Annotated in this window: 13 protein-coding genes; 12 read left to right on the forward strand and 1 reads right to left on the reverse strand. The window is 61.1% G+C overall.

Annotated elements, in window-relative coordinates; all coding sequences use genetic code 11:
- The first annotated feature begins 97 nt into the window (after nucleotides 1-97).
- From dnaN to rnhA, 9 genes are all read left to right on the forward strand, one after another.
- On the forward strand, nucleotides 98-1,210 hold the full coding sequence (gene dnaN / locus OCV80_RS13225) for a DNA polymerase III subunit beta (protein WP_136891322.1): 1,113 nt from the start codon (nucleotides 98-100) through the stop codon (nucleotides 1,208-1,210).
- A gap of 4 nt (nucleotides 1,211-1,214) precedes the next feature.
- Nucleotides 1,215-1,433, forward strand: coding sequence for an RNA-binding S4 domain-containing protein (locus tag OCV80_RS13230; RefSeq protein WP_021751142.1), 219 nt, complete (start codon nucleotides 1,215-1,217; stop codon nucleotides 1,431-1,433).
- Nucleotides 1,420-2,526 carry a DNA replication/repair protein RecF gene (recF, locus tag OCV80_RS13235; protein WP_267288467.1) on the forward strand — a complete coding sequence of 369 codons (1,107 nt, stop codon included), beginning with the start codon at nucleotides 1,420-1,422 and terminating at the stop codon, nucleotides 2,524-2,526. Before OCV80_RS13230 ends, recF begins: the two co-directional genes overlap by 14 nt.
- Before the next feature lie 101 nt (nucleotides 2,527-2,627).
- Nucleotides 2,628-3,461 carry a hypothetical protein gene (locus OCV80_RS13240; protein ID WP_158629767.1) on the forward strand — a complete coding sequence of 278 codons (834 nt, stop codon included), beginning with the start codon at nucleotides 2,628-2,630 and terminating at the stop codon, nucleotides 3,459-3,461.
- A gap of 81 nt (nucleotides 3,462-3,542) precedes the next feature.
- Nucleotides 3,543-3,806 (forward strand): extracellular matrix regulator RemB, encoded by a 264-nt coding sequence (gene remB, locus OCV80_RS13245; protein WP_021751139.1) that lies wholly within the window; start codon nucleotides 3,543-3,545, stop codon nucleotides 3,804-3,806.
- 16 nt (nucleotides 3,807-3,822) lie between these two features.
- Nucleotides 3,823-4,179: a hypothetical protein gene (locus tag OCV80_RS13250; RefSeq protein ID WP_267288468.1), complete on the forward strand. Its 357-nt coding sequence runs from the start codon at nucleotides 3,823-3,825 to the stop codon at nucleotides 4,177-4,179.
- A gap of 22 nt (nucleotides 4,180-4,201) precedes the next feature.
- Nucleotides 4,202-6,151: a DNA topoisomerase (ATP-hydrolyzing) subunit B gene (gene gyrB / locus OCV80_RS13255; protein ID WP_021751137.1), complete on the forward strand. Its 1,950-nt coding sequence runs from the start codon at nucleotides 4,202-4,204 to the stop codon at nucleotides 6,149-6,151.
- Between the two features lie 94 nt (nucleotides 6,152-6,245).
- Nucleotides 6,246-8,732 (forward strand): DNA gyrase subunit A, encoded by a 2,487-nt coding sequence (gyrA, locus tag OCV80_RS13260; protein WP_119310364.1) that lies wholly within the window; start codon nucleotides 6,246-6,248, stop codon nucleotides 8,730-8,732.
- Nucleotides 8,733-8,849: 117 nt separating this feature from the next.
- Nucleotides 8,850-9,287 (forward strand): ribonuclease HI, encoded by a 438-nt coding sequence (rnhA, locus tag OCV80_RS13265; protein ID WP_036631207.1) that lies wholly within the window; start codon nucleotides 8,850-8,852, stop codon nucleotides 9,285-9,287.
- Between the two features lie 463 nt (nucleotides 9,288-9,750).
- On the opposite strand, the gene OCV80_RS13270 is transcribed toward rnhA, so the two are convergent.
- On the reverse strand, nucleotides 9,751-10,842 hold the full coding sequence (locus OCV80_RS13270; protein WP_119310365.1) for an ornithine cyclodeaminase family domain: 1,092 nt from the start codon (nucleotides 10,840-10,842) through the stop codon (nucleotides 9,751-9,753).
- Between the two features lie 261 nt (nucleotides 10,843-11,103).
- Between OCV80_RS13270 and OCV80_RS13275 the strand changes: the two genes are divergently transcribed.
- From OCV80_RS13275 to spoIIP, 3 genes are all read left to right on the forward strand, one after another.
- On the forward strand, nucleotides 11,104-13,029 hold the full coding sequence (locus OCV80_RS13275; protein ID WP_136891327.1) for an NAD(+) synthase: 1,926 nt from the start codon (nucleotides 11,104-11,106) through the stop codon (nucleotides 13,027-13,029).
- A 383-nt stretch (nucleotides 13,030-13,412) separates the two neighbouring features.
- The gene (locus OCV80_RS13280; RefSeq protein WP_136891328.1) at nucleotides 13,413-13,859 is read left to right on the forward strand and encodes a PaaI family thioesterase; all 447 of its coding nucleotides are present in this window, start codon (nucleotides 13,413-13,415) and stop codon (nucleotides 13,857-13,859) included.
- 113 nt (nucleotides 13,860-13,972) lie between these two features.
- The gene (gene spoIIP, locus OCV80_RS13285) at nucleotides 13,973-15,139 is read left to right on the forward strand and encodes a stage II sporulation protein P (protein WP_136891329.1); all 1,167 of its coding nucleotides are present in this window, start codon (nucleotides 13,973-13,975) and stop codon (nucleotides 15,137-15,139) included.
- The last annotated feature ends 79 nt before the right edge of the window (nucleotides 15,140-15,218 follow it).

Here is a 15,218-nt window from a genome sequence, read left to right on the forward strand (position 1 = left end):
CCTACGGCTGCTTTTTCTAAAAAATACATTTCTTTCTTTTTCAAAAGAGCGATTCCGACCCATATCTTCAAACCCCGACTAGAGAGGAAGTGCATGCATGAAATTCTCCTGTGAAAAAGCCCTTCTGCAAAGCGCCATCGCCGTCACCAGCCGCGCCGTGGCCCAGAAGAGCTCCATTCCCGCGCTGGAAGGGCTGCTGCTCCACGCGGACAGCCAGCTGACCATTTCCGGCTACAACCTGCAGACCGGCATCCGTACGAAGGTCTCCGCCGATGTAACGGAACCTGGCGAGATTGTTTTAAACGCCCGCCTCTTCGGCGACATCATCCGCCGGATGCCCGACGATGTGGTGGTTTTCACCGCGGATGACAAACAGCTGGTTCATCTCTCCTGCGGCGATGCGGACTTTGATATCCTGGGCCTCTCCGCGGCGGATTACCCGGAGCTGCCCATGGTGGAGGATGATTTTTCCGTCTCCATCCAACAGAAGCTGCTGCGTGCCATGATCGAGGAGACGGCCTTCGCTGTCTCCACCAATGAGAGCCGCCCCATCCATACCGGTGCCCTGTTCGAGATCACGGACCAGGGCCTGACTATGGTGGCGGTGGACGGATTCCGTCTGGCCATCCGGCGGGAGCCGCTGGAAAAGATCGACGGCGGCGCCTTTTCCTTTGTGGCGCCGGGCAGCGCCCTGGGCGAGGTGAAAAATATCTGTTCCGACGTGGAGGATCTGGCTGCCGTGACCCTGGGCAAAAGTCATATTCTATTTGAGGTAGGAGACACGGAGTTGATCTGCCGCCGGTTGGAGGGAGAGTTCCTGGATTATAAGAATGCCATCCCACGGAAGAATCCCATCTCCGTCATCGCGGACACCAAGGCCCTGATCGAGAGCATTGACCGCGTCAGTGTGGTGATCTCCGAAAAGCAGAAGAGTCCGGTCCGGTGCCTGTTTGACCACGACAAGGTGCTGCTCTCCGCCAAGACCGGAAACGGCGAGGCCAAGGATATCTGCCGCTTGTCCGGTGACGGCGGCGGGCTGGAGATCGGGTTCAACAACCGCTATCTGATGGAGGCTCTCCGGTACGCGCCGGCGGACACGGTGAAGATCGAGCTGAATACCGGCGTCTCCCCCGCCATCATCGTCCCCACGGAGGGGGAGGAAAACTTCCTCTATATGGTCCTGCCGGTGCGGCTGAAGAGCGCGGAGTGAGCAGATGGAGACGATCACGATTCACACGGAGTTCATCAAGCTCCAGGACCTGCTGAAATTCGCCAATCTGGTGTCCTCCGGCGGCGAGGCAAAGGAGCGGATCCAGGGCGGCGAGGTCACCGTCAACGGCGAGATCTGCACCATGCGGGGCAAAAAGATCCGCCCCGGAGACGATGTGGCCTTCCAGGGCGCCCATTACACGGTGGCCTATGCGGATTCTTGAGCTGGAGCTGCAGCATTTCCGCAACTACTCCGGCCAGCGGGTATCCTTTGACCCGGACTGCAATGTGATCTTTGGGGAGAACGCCCAGGGCAAGACCAATCTGCTGGAGGCCATCGTCTACCTCTCCTGCGGGAAATCCCCCCGGGCCAGGACGGACCGGGAGATGATTGCCTTCGATGCGCCCGCCGCTGTGCTGGAAGCCGGGATCTCCGCCCGAGACCGGGAGTTCCGCACCCGGGTGGAGCTGTACCGGGACCGGCGGCGGAAGATGTGGGTGAATCAGGTGCCTGCCAAAAACAGCGCCGCCCTGAGTCAGGTGTACCACACCGTATTCTTCTGCCCGGATGACCTGTATCTGATCCGGGAGGGGGCCGCCGCCCGGCGGCGCTTCATGGACACCGCACTCTGCCAGTTGCGGCCGAGATACGCGGCCGCTCTGGCGGAGTACCACCGGCTCTATGACCACAAGACCCGCATTCTGCGGGACAGTGAGGAGCGGCCGGATCTCCTGGAGCTGCTGCCGGACTTCAACGAGCGGATGGTTCGTTTCGGCGCTGTGCTGGTCCACTACCGCCGGCAGTTCGCGGAGGCGCTGAACCGCTATGCCGCCCGCCACCATCGGGAGTGCTCCGGCGGAAGGGAGCGCCTGGAGGTCACCTATCAGACTGTTTCCTCCGTCACGGACCCGGCGGCGGAGGTGGAGGTCCTCACGGAGCAGCTCCGGGCCCACATGGAATCCCACCAGGGGGCGGAGCGGGCCTCCCGGATGTGCCTCTCCGGCCCCCACAAGGACGATCTGGTCATCACCATCGACGGCCGGGAGGCCAAATCCTACTCTTCCCAGGGTCAGACCCGCACCGCGGCTCTGGCGCTGAAGCTGGCGGAGCGGGAAATCTACCAGAACGCCACCGGCGAATACCCGGTGCTGCTGCTGGATGACGTTCTCAGTGAGCTGGATCCCCGCCGGCAGGAGTTCGTTCTCAACCGCATCGCGGGGGGACAGGTGTTCATCACCTGCTGTGAGGATGACCGGCTGCCCCAAATGCTGGGCGGGAAGGTGTTCCATGTGAAACAGGGCGCCATCAGTGGATGATCCCTGCGGCCAGGCGGTAGCCTGTTCAATCAAACACAACAGATCCAATTACAGGCCCCCAACATGACAAAATGGAGGTAACCGTGATGAATTAGTACGCAGTGCTTCCCATTCTGGTTTTCGGCGGACCAGCTGCTGGCTTTCTCTGGGAGCTGATCGTGGGATTGGTCTGCCGGACAAGGCGCTATCTGCTGTGGGTGCCTGTTCTAGCGGGGGCGCTGGGACTGGCGCTGTGTGTGGTGTCTCCTTTCCATACCCTCCCGTTCTCCTTCCTACTGCTGTGCTGGGGGCTGTACGGTGGCGGACTTCTGTTTGGATGGAGTCTGTCCAACCTGCTCCGTGGCGGGGAGGACCACTTTCAGCGGTATGCCGTCCGTGCCGTTGCCCTCTGCTCCGGTGCGGCGCTGGCCATCGGCTTCGGTGTTCTGATCTCCCACGAGATGCGCAGCGCCACCTATACCATGGTGGAAGAAGACACCAGCGAGGAGCGCGTTCTGGCAGAGATCCCGGAGCTGGCCATTACAGAGACGGACCGGGAAATCCTCTCCGCCCTGGAGGAGAGTCCCTCCGTCCAGGCGGCCGTCGCCGGAGGGGAACAGTTCATCGATCTGCCACCGTCAGAACACGAGGACATCCACGCGATCCTGTCGGAATTTCTGGATGAAGAGCGCTACCAGTTTTCCGACGCGGGCGTCACCGCCCAGTCCGGGGAGGTCACCTCCCTGTATTACGATATTTTCGATCAGGAGAGGAATGTTCGGATCATCGTCATGGGCCTGGACACCGGAAATCTTAACAAGGTGATCACTGTCTACGATGGAGATCCGGAAGAGGAATTGTCCATGGTGATCTATGAAAATGACAACGGCGCCCTCCGCAAAATGAAGAAGCAGCGGATGTGGTTTTATGACTTCTATGAAACAGAGTTAGAATGAGGCACGGATCGCTCCCTCTACAAGGGCAGTTCCGCATCCGTAAGCGGCAAAGTCGCCAACAGATACCGAAAGGAGACCACCATGTACCTCCACATCGGCCAAAACGAAATTCTTCCCGACCGCCGGGTCATCGGCATCTTTGATCTGGACAAATGCAGTTACGGCAAGCGGACCCGGGAGTATCTGGCGGCCGCGGAGAAAGAGGGCGTGGTGCTGGACGTGTCCGGCGAGATCCCCAAGTCCTTCGTGGTGTGCGATCACCCCTATCACCGGCAGATCGTGTACCTCAGCCAGCTGAATTCCACCACCCTCCAGAAGCGGGCGGAGAGCGGAAACCTGGAATGAGCCAGGGGGAGATCCCATGGCGGCATATACGACACTGGTAAACCTTCCCCACTTTTTATCCTCGTTCACATCCCTGGAGACAGGAACTCTGGTGCTCTTTCTGGCGGCAGTGTTCACGGTGCAGCTGGTCCTGCTGCAAAATTACAGCAGGCGCCGGAGACGGCTGGTCCAGCCCGCTGCTTCTGGTGTACAGTGCGTTCCTTCTGCTGCTGTATTTTGCCTGGATGGCGCTGTTCACCGCCCTCCTGGCTCTGCTGACATATCTGATTTTGAAGAAATTACGCACTTGATTCCAACTTACATGGTTCAGGGCAAGGAGAAACGGGCCGGAGGCGGCTCCGGCCCGGCTCTTCTTGCCTTGGAACGGATATGAATATCCTGAAAGGAGAACCTGCATGGCAGAAAATGAACTGTTGAACTCCACTGCGGTGGACACGGCCAACGAGTACGACGCATCGGAAATTCAGGTGCTGGAAGGCCTGGAAGCCGTCCGGAAGCGGCCCGGCATGTATATCGGCTCCACGTCCACCTCCGGCCTGCACCATCTGGTCTATGAGATCGTGGACAACGCCATCGACGAGGCACTGGCCGGCTACTGCACCGACATCCTGGTGCGAATCAACGAGGGGGACACCATCACCGTGGTGGACAATGGCCGTGGCATCCCCGTGGACATCCAGGCCCAGACCGGCAAGCCCGCCCTGGAGGTAGTGTACACCGTCCTCCACGCCGGCGGCAAGTTCGGCGGTGGGGGCTACAAGGTCTCCGGCGGTCTCCACGGCGTGGGCGCCAGTGTGGTGAACGCCCTTTCCGAATGGCTGACGGTCCAGGTCCACCGGGACGGACATATCTATGAGATGAAGTTCTCCAGGGGCAATGTGACCCAGCCCATGACCATTGTGGGAGATACAGACCACACCGGCACCACTGTCACCTTCAAGCCGGACCCGGAGATGTTCGAGGATACGGAGTACAATTACGATACCCTCCACACCCGGATGCGGGAGGAGGCGTTCCTGAACGCTGGCCTGTGCATCCGCACTGTGGACGCCCGCCCCGGACGGGAGCAGGAGGACAACATGTGCTTCGAGGGCGGCATCCGGGAGTTTGTTACCTGGCTGAACAAGAGCAAGGATGTGCTTCACAACGACGTGATTTACATGTCCGGAGCCCGAGAGGACTCCGTGGCGGAAGTGGCCATGCAGTATAACGACGGCTATAACGAGACGATCCTCTCCTTCGCCAACAACGTCCACACGCCGGAGGGCGGCATGCACGAGGAGGGCTTCAAGCGGGCTCTCACCAATGTGCTGAACGCCTACGGCCGGAAGATCAAGCTGCTGAAGGATGACGAGAAGGTCTCCGGCGAGGACTGCCGGGAGGGCCTCACCTGCGTCATTTCCGTCAAGCTGACAGAGGCCCAGTTTGAGGGCCAGACCAAGTCGAAGTTGGGCAACAGTGAGATCCGGACCCTGGTGAATAACATCGTCTCCGAAAAGCTGGAGATCTTCCTGGAGGAGAACCCCCAGGTGGGCCGGATGATCCTGGATAAGGCTCTCACTGCCAATCGGGCGAGAGAGGCCGCCAAAAAGGCCCGGGAATCCATCCGCCGCAAGACGGCTCTCGGCGGCGCCGCCATGCCGGATAAGCTGCGGGACTGCAATGAGAACAATCCGGAGCTGACGGAGCTCTATATCGTCGAGGGAGACTCCGCAGGCGGCTCCGCCACCCAGGGGCGGGATTCCCGGTTCCAGGCCATTCTCCCCCTGTGGGGCAAGATGCTGAACGTGGAGAAGGCCCGGGCAGACAAGGTCTACGGCAACGACAAGCTCCAGCCCGTCATCACGGCCCTGGGCGCGGGCATCGGGGATGAGTTCGATCTGAACAGGCTCCGGTATCACAAGGTCATCATCATGGCCGATGCCGATGTGGACGGCGCCCATATCCGTACTCTGCTGCTGACCTTCTTCTTCCGCTTCATGCGGCCCCTGATCGAGGAGGGCTATGTCTACTCCGCCGTTCCGCCCCTGTATAAGCTGACCCGTGGCAAGACCACCCGAGTGGCCTTTGACGACATCCAGCGGGAGAAGATCGCCGCCGAGATGCGGGGCGACAACCCCAACGCCAAGATCGACATCTCCCGGTTCAAGGGGCTGGGTGAGATGAACCCCCATGAGCTGTGGGAGACCACCATGGACCCCACCACCCGGACGCTCCGGCGTATCACGCTGGATGACGCCGTGGCCGCGGACGAGACCTTTACCATCCTGATGGGCGAGAAGGTGGAGCCCCGGAAGGAATTTATCGAGCGCAACGCCCAATACGCGGTCAATCTTGACTATTGATCCGTAGGGCGGCTGCCCTCGGCCGCCCGTCCGATCAGATATGCCTTTGCGGGCCGGCGAGGGCGCCGGCCCCTACAAAAAGGAGATACGATACATGAGCAAAAAGCCCCAATACGATCCTGAGGAGATCCGGTACCCCGAACAGAAGATCGTGGAGTCACCGCTGGTCCCCGAGATGGAGAAATCCTACATTGAGTACGCCATGAGCGTCATCGTGGGCCGGGCTCTCCCTGACGTGCGGGATGGCCTGAAGCCCGTCCATCGCCGGATCCTCTACGCCATGTACGAGGATGGCCTCACGGTGGACAAACCCTTCAAAAAGTCCGCCACCTGCGTGGGCGACGTGCTGGGCCGGTACCATCCCCACGGCGACGCCAGCGTCTATGACGCTCTGGTCCGCCTGGCTCAGGATTTCTCCATGCGCTATCCCCTGGTGGACGGCCACGGCAACTTCGGGTCCGTGGATGGCGATCCCCCGGCGGCCTACCGGTACACGGAGGCCCGGATGTCCCGGCTCTCCGACGAGATGCTGCGGGATATTGAAAAGGACACTGTGGACTGGGACCCCAACTTCGACGAGACCCGCAAGGAGCCCCGTGTCCTGCCCTCCCGGTTTCCCAATCTGCTGGTGAACGGCTCCAGCGGCATCGCGGTGGGCATGGCCACCAATATCCCGCCCCACAACCTGCGGGAGGTGATCGGCGCCTGCATCTGCGTGCTGGACAATCCGGAGGCTCAGCTCAGTGATCTGATGCAGTACGTCAAGGGGCCGGACTTCCCCACCCGGGGCATCATCATGGGTCGCAGCGGCATCCGGCAGGCCTATGCCACCGGCCGGGGCCGGGTGGTGATCCGGGCCCGGCATGAGTTTGAGGAGTTCGGCAAGGACCGCACGCGCATTGTCATCACCGAGATCCCCTACCAGGTCAACAAGCGTATGCTCATCAAGAGCATGGCCGACCAGGTGGAAGACAAGCGTCTGGACGGCATCTCCGACATCCGGGACGAGTCCGACCGGGACGGAATGCGCATCGTCATCGAGCTGAAGCGGGACGCCAATCCCCAGGTGGTGCTGAACCGCCTGTTCGCCCAGACCCAGCTGCAGACCAGCTTTGCCATCAACATGCTGGCCCTGGTGAATAACCAGTCTCAGCCCAAGATCCTCTCCCTGCGCCACATCATTGACGAGTATCTGGCCTTCCAGGAGGAGGTCATTATCCGCCGCACCAAGTACGACCTGCGCAAGGCCCAGGAGCGGGCCCACCTGCTGGAGGGTCTGCTGGTGGCTCAGGACAACATCGACGAGGTTATCAAAATCATCCGCAGCAGCTACGACAACGCCAAGGAGAACCTGATGTCCCGCTTCGGTCTGGACGATGTCCAGGCCCAGGCCATTCTGGATATGCGGCTGAAAGCCCTTCAGGGCCTGGACCGGGAGAAGCTGGAGGCGGAGTACAAGGAGCTGGAGGAAAAGATCGCCTACTTCAACCAGCTGCTCTCCTCCGACGAGCTGCTGCGCAAGGTGCTGAAGGAGGAGCTCCAGGCCATCTCCGACAAATTCGGCGATGACCGGGTCACGGAGATCCAGGATGTGGAGGATGAGATCGACATCGAGGACCTGATCGAGGAGGAGCAGTGTGTCTTCACCCTGACCCAGGCGGGCTACATCAAGCGGACACCTGCCAGCGAGTACACCGCCCAGTCCAAGGGCGGCATGGGCAAGAAGGGCATCACCACCCGGGAGGAGGACTACGTGGTGGATGTGTTTACTGCCTCCACCCACGACTATATCCTCTTCTTCACCGACACCGGCAAGGTCTACCGGAAGAAGGGGTATCAAATCCCCGAGTCCGGCAAGGCTGCCAAGGGGACCAACATCGTCAACATCCTTCAGGTGGAGCAGGGCGAGCGGATCCAAGCCATGATCCATACCCGGTCCATTGAGGACGACGGCCGCTTCCTCTTCATGGTTACCCGGAACGGCACGGTGAAGCGCCTGCCGGCCAATACTCTGAAGAATCTGCGGAATAACGGCATCCGTGCCCTGCGGATGGAGGAGGGTGACCAGCTGATCGCTGTCCGGGAGACTGACGGCAGCCAGAAGATCCTCATCGCCACCCATGACGGTATGGCAGTCTGCTTTGACGAGAACGATGTGCGGCCCATGGGCCGGGACGCCGTGGGTGTGCGGGGTATCCGCCTGCGCCAGGGCGATTACGTGGTGGGCGCCGCCCGTGCCAAGGTCAATCATGCGGTGCTGGCCATCACGGAAAACGGCTACGGCAAGCAGACGCCGGTGGAGGACTATCGGATCACCAACCGGGGCGGCCTCGGCATCAAGAACTACATGGTGACGGACAAGACCGGCCCCGTGGTGGGCATCAAGGTGGTGGACGGCACGGAGGACCTGTTGTTGGTGACCCAGGCAGGCATCCTGATCCGCACCCCGGTGGACAGCATCCGCACCGCGGGCCGGGCCACTCAGGGCGTCATCGTCATGCGGTTCAAGGAGGAGGGGGATCACGTGATCTCCCTGGCGCTCACAGACCATGAGGAGGGCAGCGCCGAGGCCGAGGAATAAGGCCGTCCGGAGCCGGGGCGAAAACGCTTCTGCCGGAATGTTTATCAGAACACAGGGGGAGCTGTTCCCGAGGAGACGGCTCCCCCATTCAAAACCATCTTCCAAAAGGATTTCATGATGAAAACAGTCACCATCTACACCGACGGCGCCTGCTCCGGCAATCCGGGCCCCGGCGGCTGGGGCGCGATTTTGATGTACGGCCCCCACAGCCGGGAGCTCTCCGGCGGAGAGGCCGCCACCACCAACAACCGCATGGAGCTCACCGCCGTGATCCAAGCACTGTCCCTGCTGAAGGAGCCCTGCATCGTGGACCTCTGGTCCGATTCCAAATATGTGATCGATGGGCTGGAGAAGGGCTGGGCCAAAGGCTGGAAGGCTAGGGGCTGGAAAAAAGCTGACAAGAAGCCCGCCCTGAATCCGGATCTCTGGGACAGGCTGCTGTCCCTGACAGAGGTTCATTCCATCCGTTACCATTGGGTCAAGGGCCACGCGGAGAATGCGTACAACAACCGCTGTGATGAGCTGGCGGTGGCGGAGAGCCAGAAATACAAGTAGTATGTCTTCTGTACCCCGCAGAACGGGGCAGGCGCCGTACAAGCGGTTCGACGACGGCAAAGCCACGGCGGAGTCGGAATTTCCTCTCGCCGGGCAAATCAAAAAAATAGGTCCCCCACCGGCTCTGCCGGGCGAGGGACCATGCGGAGAGCGCATACAGCAACCACTGTGATGAGCTGGTGGCGGCCGGAGATCCTGATAGCCCCCGCTTCCTTCTCATGGGGAGAAAAAGTGAGAGAAACAGACCTATCTTCCAAAAAAAGACAAGTTTTTCTAAATTTTTCCGCTGTTTACGAAAACAGAAAAAAACATTCACAATCTGTTCATAAGAAAAACATAATTTAGAAAAAATTTTCGGATATCTTTATAATCAAGCAAAGGGTCCTCCCAAACCCGATGCGTTTTCTCCCTCCTAAAAACACACACAGCACAAAGGACCGCCACATGGCGGTCCTTTGTGTGTTTACGGCTGGATCAGCTCCTTGCTGAGATGGACGATGAAGTCCTGCACATTGGTGACGATGCCCCGGGCGGAGAGGCTTCCCCGGTCACTGAGTTTGTTCACGGCAAATTCTGAGATATCCACGCAGTAGAAATACACCTGCCGCACGGTTCCGTCTGCCAGCACCCGGTAGGAGGGGGTCATGTTTCCGGCGGCGATGGTGTGAAGGGCAGTGGCCATGCAGATCACCGTGGTGGCGGAGCGGATCTCTGCCCGCATGGCGTCCTGAGCGGCATAGACGTCTGCCAGCACCGGCGGCAGAGGCCCGTCGTCCCGGATGGAGCCCGCCAGTATGTACGGGACGCCGTGCCGTTCGCAGGTGTGCAGAATGCCGTTTTCGATCTGCTCCGCTTTCAGAAAGGCGGGAATCGATCCGTGGAGCCGCACCCGGTTGATGGTGTCCAGATGGTTGTAGTGCCCGTTGGGCTGACTTTCCTGCGTGTAGATGTTCTGCCCCAGAGCAGTGTTGAGGTAGGCTGCCTCCAGATCATGGGTGGCCAGCGCGTTGCCCGCCAGCACGGCATGGACAAAGCCGCCTGCGATGAGCCGGGAGAAGGCGTTGCGTGCGTCGTGGTCAAAGGCGAAGGCGGGCCCCATCACCCAGACTACCTTGCCGTGGTCCCGTTCGTGGCGCAGCAGTTCATAGAGCTCGTCATAGTCCCGGGAAAAGGCGGTCTCCCGGGAGCGGCCCTGCCGGAAGGCAAACACATCTCTGGCAACCCGGCGCTCCCGGAAGCCGTCCGGGTGGACGAGGATCCCCTCCTCTCCCTGTTCTGTGCGGCCGACGGCCACCAGATCTCCCTGCCGCAGGCGGCGGAATTCCCGGACGTCGATGCGGCCCCGATCCCACACGGCCACGCAGTCCATCCGGCTCTCCCGGGCCAGATGCCACTGCCCTGCGATTTTGAAGTATTCCGGAAAGATGCTCATGGCGTGGAAATTCTCCGGCGCCACGCCGTCCCGGGGCGCCGGGCGAAAGACGGCGTCCGGTGCGTTTTCCAGTGCGGGTGTGGAAAAGACCGGCGGAAAATAGGGGCGCAGCTGAAACGGCATAATGGCGTTCCTCCTTTGAAAGATGGTGCCGCTGTTCCACCCGGATGCAGAGAAGAAAAGCCCGGGGACCGCTCCTCGCAATACCTGCGGAGCAGTCTCCAGGCCCATCGGCATTCCCATCCGGCAAAAGGGCGCGGGAGGTTTGATTGCATTCAGAATATCAGAATGCCGCCAAAAAAACAAGGCCCTTTCTTGTAAATCCGGGCCGTCGGGTGTAGAATATCCAACATACAGGTTTTTCCTTCAAGGAGGCTTTTCAACATGAGAGACGGTTTTATCTCCGTGGCCGCAGGCACCCCCAAAATCCGGGTGGCGGACTGCCGCTATAACGCGGAACAAATTTTTACCCTGATGCGGGAGGCGGACAAGCAGGGGGTGAAGGTGCTGGCTCTTCCGGAACTGTGCCTCACCGGCTACACCTGCGGAGATCTGTTCCTGCAGGACACGCTGCTCCGGGGCGCCGAGGAGGGCCTTCAGACCATCCTGGAGGCTACAAGAAATCTGGAGATCGTGACGGCCCTTGGCCTGCCCGTGTGGGACAAATGGGACAACAAATTGTATAACTGTGCGGCTATTATACAAAAAGGAGAGATTTTGGGGCTGATTCCCAAGGTCTATCTGCCCAATTATGGGGAGTTTTATGAGCAGCGGTGGTTTGCATCCGGCAGCGGCGTGGAGCACGGGATTGAGCTGTGCGGGCAGCATGTGAGTCTCTGTACGAACCAGACCTTTGCCTGCGACACCATGCCCAACTTGGTGATCGGCGTGGAGATCTGCGAGGATCTGTGGGCCCCGGCGCCGCCCTCCGTGGAGCTGGCCCGGAAGGGCGCCACCGTGATTCTGAACCTCTCCGCATCCAATGAGCTGGTGGGCAAGGCGGACTACCGCCGCTCCCTAGTGACAGGCCAGTCCGCCCGGCTGATGTGCGGTTATGTGTACGCGGATGCCGGAGAGGGAGAGTCCACCACCGATGTGGTGTTCACCGGCCACAATATGATCGCGGAAAACGGTACCCTGCTGGCGGAGCGGCGGTTCGCCACCGGACTCACCGTCAGCGAGATCGATGTGGACCGGCTGATCCATGACCGCCGCCGGACCAACACCTTCACCTTCGGCAAGGAGCCGCCGGAGATCTGGCGGTGCGGCTTCACGCTGCCGGTGGAGGAGACCCGGCTCACCCGGTACGTCTCCCCATCTCCTTTCGTGCCGGAGGATGCCGCGGGCCGGGCGGAGCGGTGTGAGGAGATCCTGCGGATCGCCTCCCTGGGTCTGAAGAAGCGGCTGGAGCACACCGGCGCCAAGACGGCGGTGGTGGGCCTCTCCGGCGGGCTGGACTCCACCCTGGCCCTGCTGATCACGGCCCTGGCCATGGGGATGCTGAATCGGCCCGCCAGCGACATCGTGGCCGTCACCATGCCCTGCTTCGGCACCACTGCCCGGACGAAGTCCAACGCGGAGCTGCTGGCGGAGCGGATGGGTGCCACGCTGAAGATCATTGACATCTCCCAGGCGGTGCGGCGACATTTTACCGACATCGGACAGAACATGGAGAACCATGACGTCACCTTTGAAAACGGCCAGGCCCGGGAGCGGACCCAGGTCCTGATGGACATTGCAAACCAGACCGGCGGCCTGGTGATCGGCACGGGAGATCTCAGTGAGTTGGCCCTGGGCTGGTGCACCTACAATGGCGACCACATGAGCAACTACGCCGTCAACTGCTCCATCCCCAAGACCCTGGTGCGGCATCTGGTGGCCTATCTGGCCCGGGACAACGCGGAGAAGGACGAGGCCCTCCATGACGTGCTGGAGGATATTCTGGACACCCCTGTCTCCCCGGAGCTGCTGCCCGCTGTCCAAGGGGAGATCAGCCAGCGGACCGAGGATCTGGTGGGGCCCTATGAGCTACACGACTTCTTCCTGTACTACATGCTCCGCTGGGGCTTCCCGCCCCGGAAGATCTACCGTCTGGCGCTGTATGCCCTGGGGAAGACCTACACCCCGGATGTGATCCTGAAGTGGCTGAAGACCTTCTACCGCCGCTTCTTCTCTCAGCAGTTCAAGCGCAGCTGTCTGCCGGACGGCCCCAAGGTAGGTTCTGCGGCACTCTCCCCCCGCGGCGACTGGCGGATGCCGAGCGATGCTTCCGCGGCACTGTGGCAGGCAGAACTGGAGACACTGGAGTAAACGGAAGAGAGGAGCCAGTTGCCGAACATGGGGGGCCCAAAAAAATCAAAGATTTTTTGGGGAAAGAAGGAGCAAGGGAGCGTCCGGAGCTTTTGCCGTGGGCAGAATCGGAGGGGAGCGGACTTTGCGACGACGCGGCGGATGCCGAGCGATGCTTCCGCGGCACTGTGGCAGGCAGAACTGGAGACACTGGAGTCAGTGCATTTTTAACAGTATGTGGAAAGCGGACCAGGGCGACGGCTATACAGCCGGCGCTCTGGTCTTTCTATGCGTATACAGATAAACACGGACAGGCAGCATGAACTTTCGCAGTTCTTGACAGATTCTCCCCCCTCCCATTAAAATAGAAGAAAAATTGTTTGAAAACGGAAAGGAAGCACACGATGGAAGAATCTCTAGAACATATCCGGGAGAGCGCGGAGACACGAATGAGGAAGAATGCCTTCATGCTCCATAATTATATCGAGCTGGAACGCGTGGAAAAAGACCGGGCGGTCTTCAAGCTGGACATCCGCCCGGAGAGCTGCAACCCCTATGGGCTGATTCATGGCGGCGCCATCTACACCCTGGCGGACAACGCCACCGGCGCGGCGGCCCACAGCGACGGGCGGTATTACGTCACACAGACCAGCGCGCTCCACTTCCTGCGCAACCAGGCCACAGGGACGGTGCGGGCCTCTGCTTGGGTCCGGCACCGTGGAAAGTCCACGGTGCTCACCGCTGTGGACATCACCGGAGAGGGCGGCAGGCTGCTGGCCACGGGGGAGTTCACCTTCTTCTGTGTAGACAAGGCGCTGATGGACCAGAAGGCGGCCGCTGAGCAGAAATAAGAGAGATGCGGGAGAGGGCGAACCCCTCTCCCCTTTTTCCCAAACACTGTGGAAAACCGGGCTGTCATATCTCCGCCCGCCGCCGCATAAGGTTGTCCCAGAGGTGAGGCGATATGAAGAGGCCGGTTTTTCCAGGCCCGTTCAGAAGAGGGCTCCGGCGGCTGGGCGCAGCCGGGCTGGCGGCCGGGACCCTTTGGGCGGTTGTGGTCACCGCCGGAAGCGACAGCGCGTCTGCAGCCTGGGCGGCCCTGCGGGCGGCGTCTCCGCTGGCGGCGCTGAAATGGGAGCTGGGGGACCTGTGGGCGAACGATGACCTCTCCCCCGCCGCGGTGATGACGTTGGGAGAGTCTCCCCTGCTGTTGTCCGCCCGGGCGGCTGTGGCGGAGCTGTGGTCCACCGAGCGGACGGAGGAATCCGGTGCGGACGGCCGGGAGGAGACTGTCACGGAGCCGGTGGAGGAGACGCCGCTGGAGACCACGGGAGAGACGGACAACGGCGTTCCGGCCAGAACACTGGTGCCTACGGACCCCAGCGGCTATACGGTCTGCGGCCGGTCCTACATCTCCAACAGCACGGACCACGCCCTCACCGTCACGGAGCTGTCGGAGCCCTTTGACGCCCGGCTCGCCGATGGGGAGCCTCAGATTCTGATCCTCCACACCCACGGCAGCGAGGCCTACACCCCACCCCCGGGCACGGACATCGTCTGGTCCGGCAACTACCGCACTACGGACTCCCGCTACAACGTGGTGGGGGTGGGAGACGAGATGGCGGAGGTGTTTACCGCCGCCGGGATCTCCGTCCTCCATGACCGGACACTGTACGACTACTCGTCGTACAACGACGCCTATAACAACGCCCTGGCGGCCATTGAGACCTATCTGGCGGAATACCCCTCCATCCGCTTCATCCTGGATGTCCACCGGGACGCCATCGGCGACGCGGAGGGCAATCAGTACAAGGTGATCTCGGAGATCGACGGGGTGGGCACCTCCGCCCAGATGACTCTGGTGATGGGCAGCGACGGCAGCGGCCTGGCTCATGAGCACTGGATGGAGAATCTGAAACTGGCGGTGGCCCTTCAGGACAATATCTTGCAAAGCTATCCCACCCTGATGCGGCCGATCCTGCTGCGGAATTCCCGCTATAACCAGCACGCCACCACCGGCTCCTTGCTGGTAGAGGTAGGGGCCGCCGGCAACTCTCCGGAGGAGGCCGCCCTGGCGGGCCGCCTGTTCGCCCAGCAGATGGCGGACTATCTCATTGATCTGGGCAAGTGACAGAGGCGGTCCTGCGGAGAGCAGGCCATCCGGCCCCGGTCCGACGGCAAAAGCCCCGTCCGAACGGACGGGGCTTTTT

Origin of the sequence: Oscillibacter acetigenes (assembly GCF_025567605.1) — a bacterium.
GTDB lineage: Bacteria > Bacillota > Clostridia > Oscillospirales > Oscillospiraceae > Oscillibacter > Oscillibacter welbionis.

What these genes read in the sequence shown, in the direction of transcription:
- dnaN (WP_136891322.1), top strand. Translation starts at nt 98, where the DNA reads ATGAAATTCTCCTGTGAAAAAGCCCTTCTGCAAAGCGCCATCGCCGTC.
- OCV80_RS13230 (WP_021751142.1), top strand. Translation starts at nt 1,215, where the DNA reads ATGGAGACGATCACGATTCACACGGAGTTCATCAAGCTCCAGGACCTG.
- recF (WP_267288467.1), top strand. Translation starts at nt 1,420, where the DNA reads ATGCGGATTCTTGAGCTGGAGCTGCAGCATTTCCGCAACTACTCCGGC.
- remB (WP_021751139.1), top strand. Translation starts at nt 3,543, where the DNA reads ATGTACCTCCACATCGGCCAAAACGAAATTCTTCCCGACCGCCGGGTC.
- OCV80_RS13250 (WP_267288468.1), top strand. Translation starts at nt 3,823, where the DNA reads ATGGCGGCATATACGACACTGGTAAACCTTCCCCACTTTTTATCCTCG.
- gyrB (WP_021751137.1), top strand. Translation starts at nt 4,202, where the DNA reads ATGGCAGAAAATGAACTGTTGAACTCCACTGCGGTGGACACGGCCAAC.
- gyrA (WP_119310364.1), top strand. Translation starts at nt 6,246, where the DNA reads ATGAGCAAAAAGCCCCAATACGATCCTGAGGAGATCCGGTACCCCGAA.
- rnhA (WP_036631207.1), top strand. Translation starts at nt 8,850, where the DNA reads ATGAAAACAGTCACCATCTACACCGACGGCGCCTGCTCCGGCAATCCG.
- OCV80_RS13270 (WP_119310365.1), bottom strand. Translation starts at nt 10,842, where the DNA reads ATGCCGTTTCAGCTGCGCCCCTATTTTCCGCCGGTCTTTTCCACACCC.
- OCV80_RS13275 (WP_136891327.1), top strand. Translation starts at nt 11,104, where the DNA reads ATGAGAGACGGTTTTATCTCCGTGGCCGCAGGCACCCCCAAAATCCGG.
- OCV80_RS13280 (WP_136891328.1), top strand. Translation starts at nt 13,413, where the DNA reads ATGGAAGAATCTCTAGAACATATCCGGGAGAGCGCGGAGACACGAATG.
- spoIIP (WP_136891329.1), top strand. Translation starts at nt 13,973, where the DNA reads ATGAAGAGGCCGGTTTTTCCAGGCCCGTTCAGAAGAGGGCTCCGGCGG.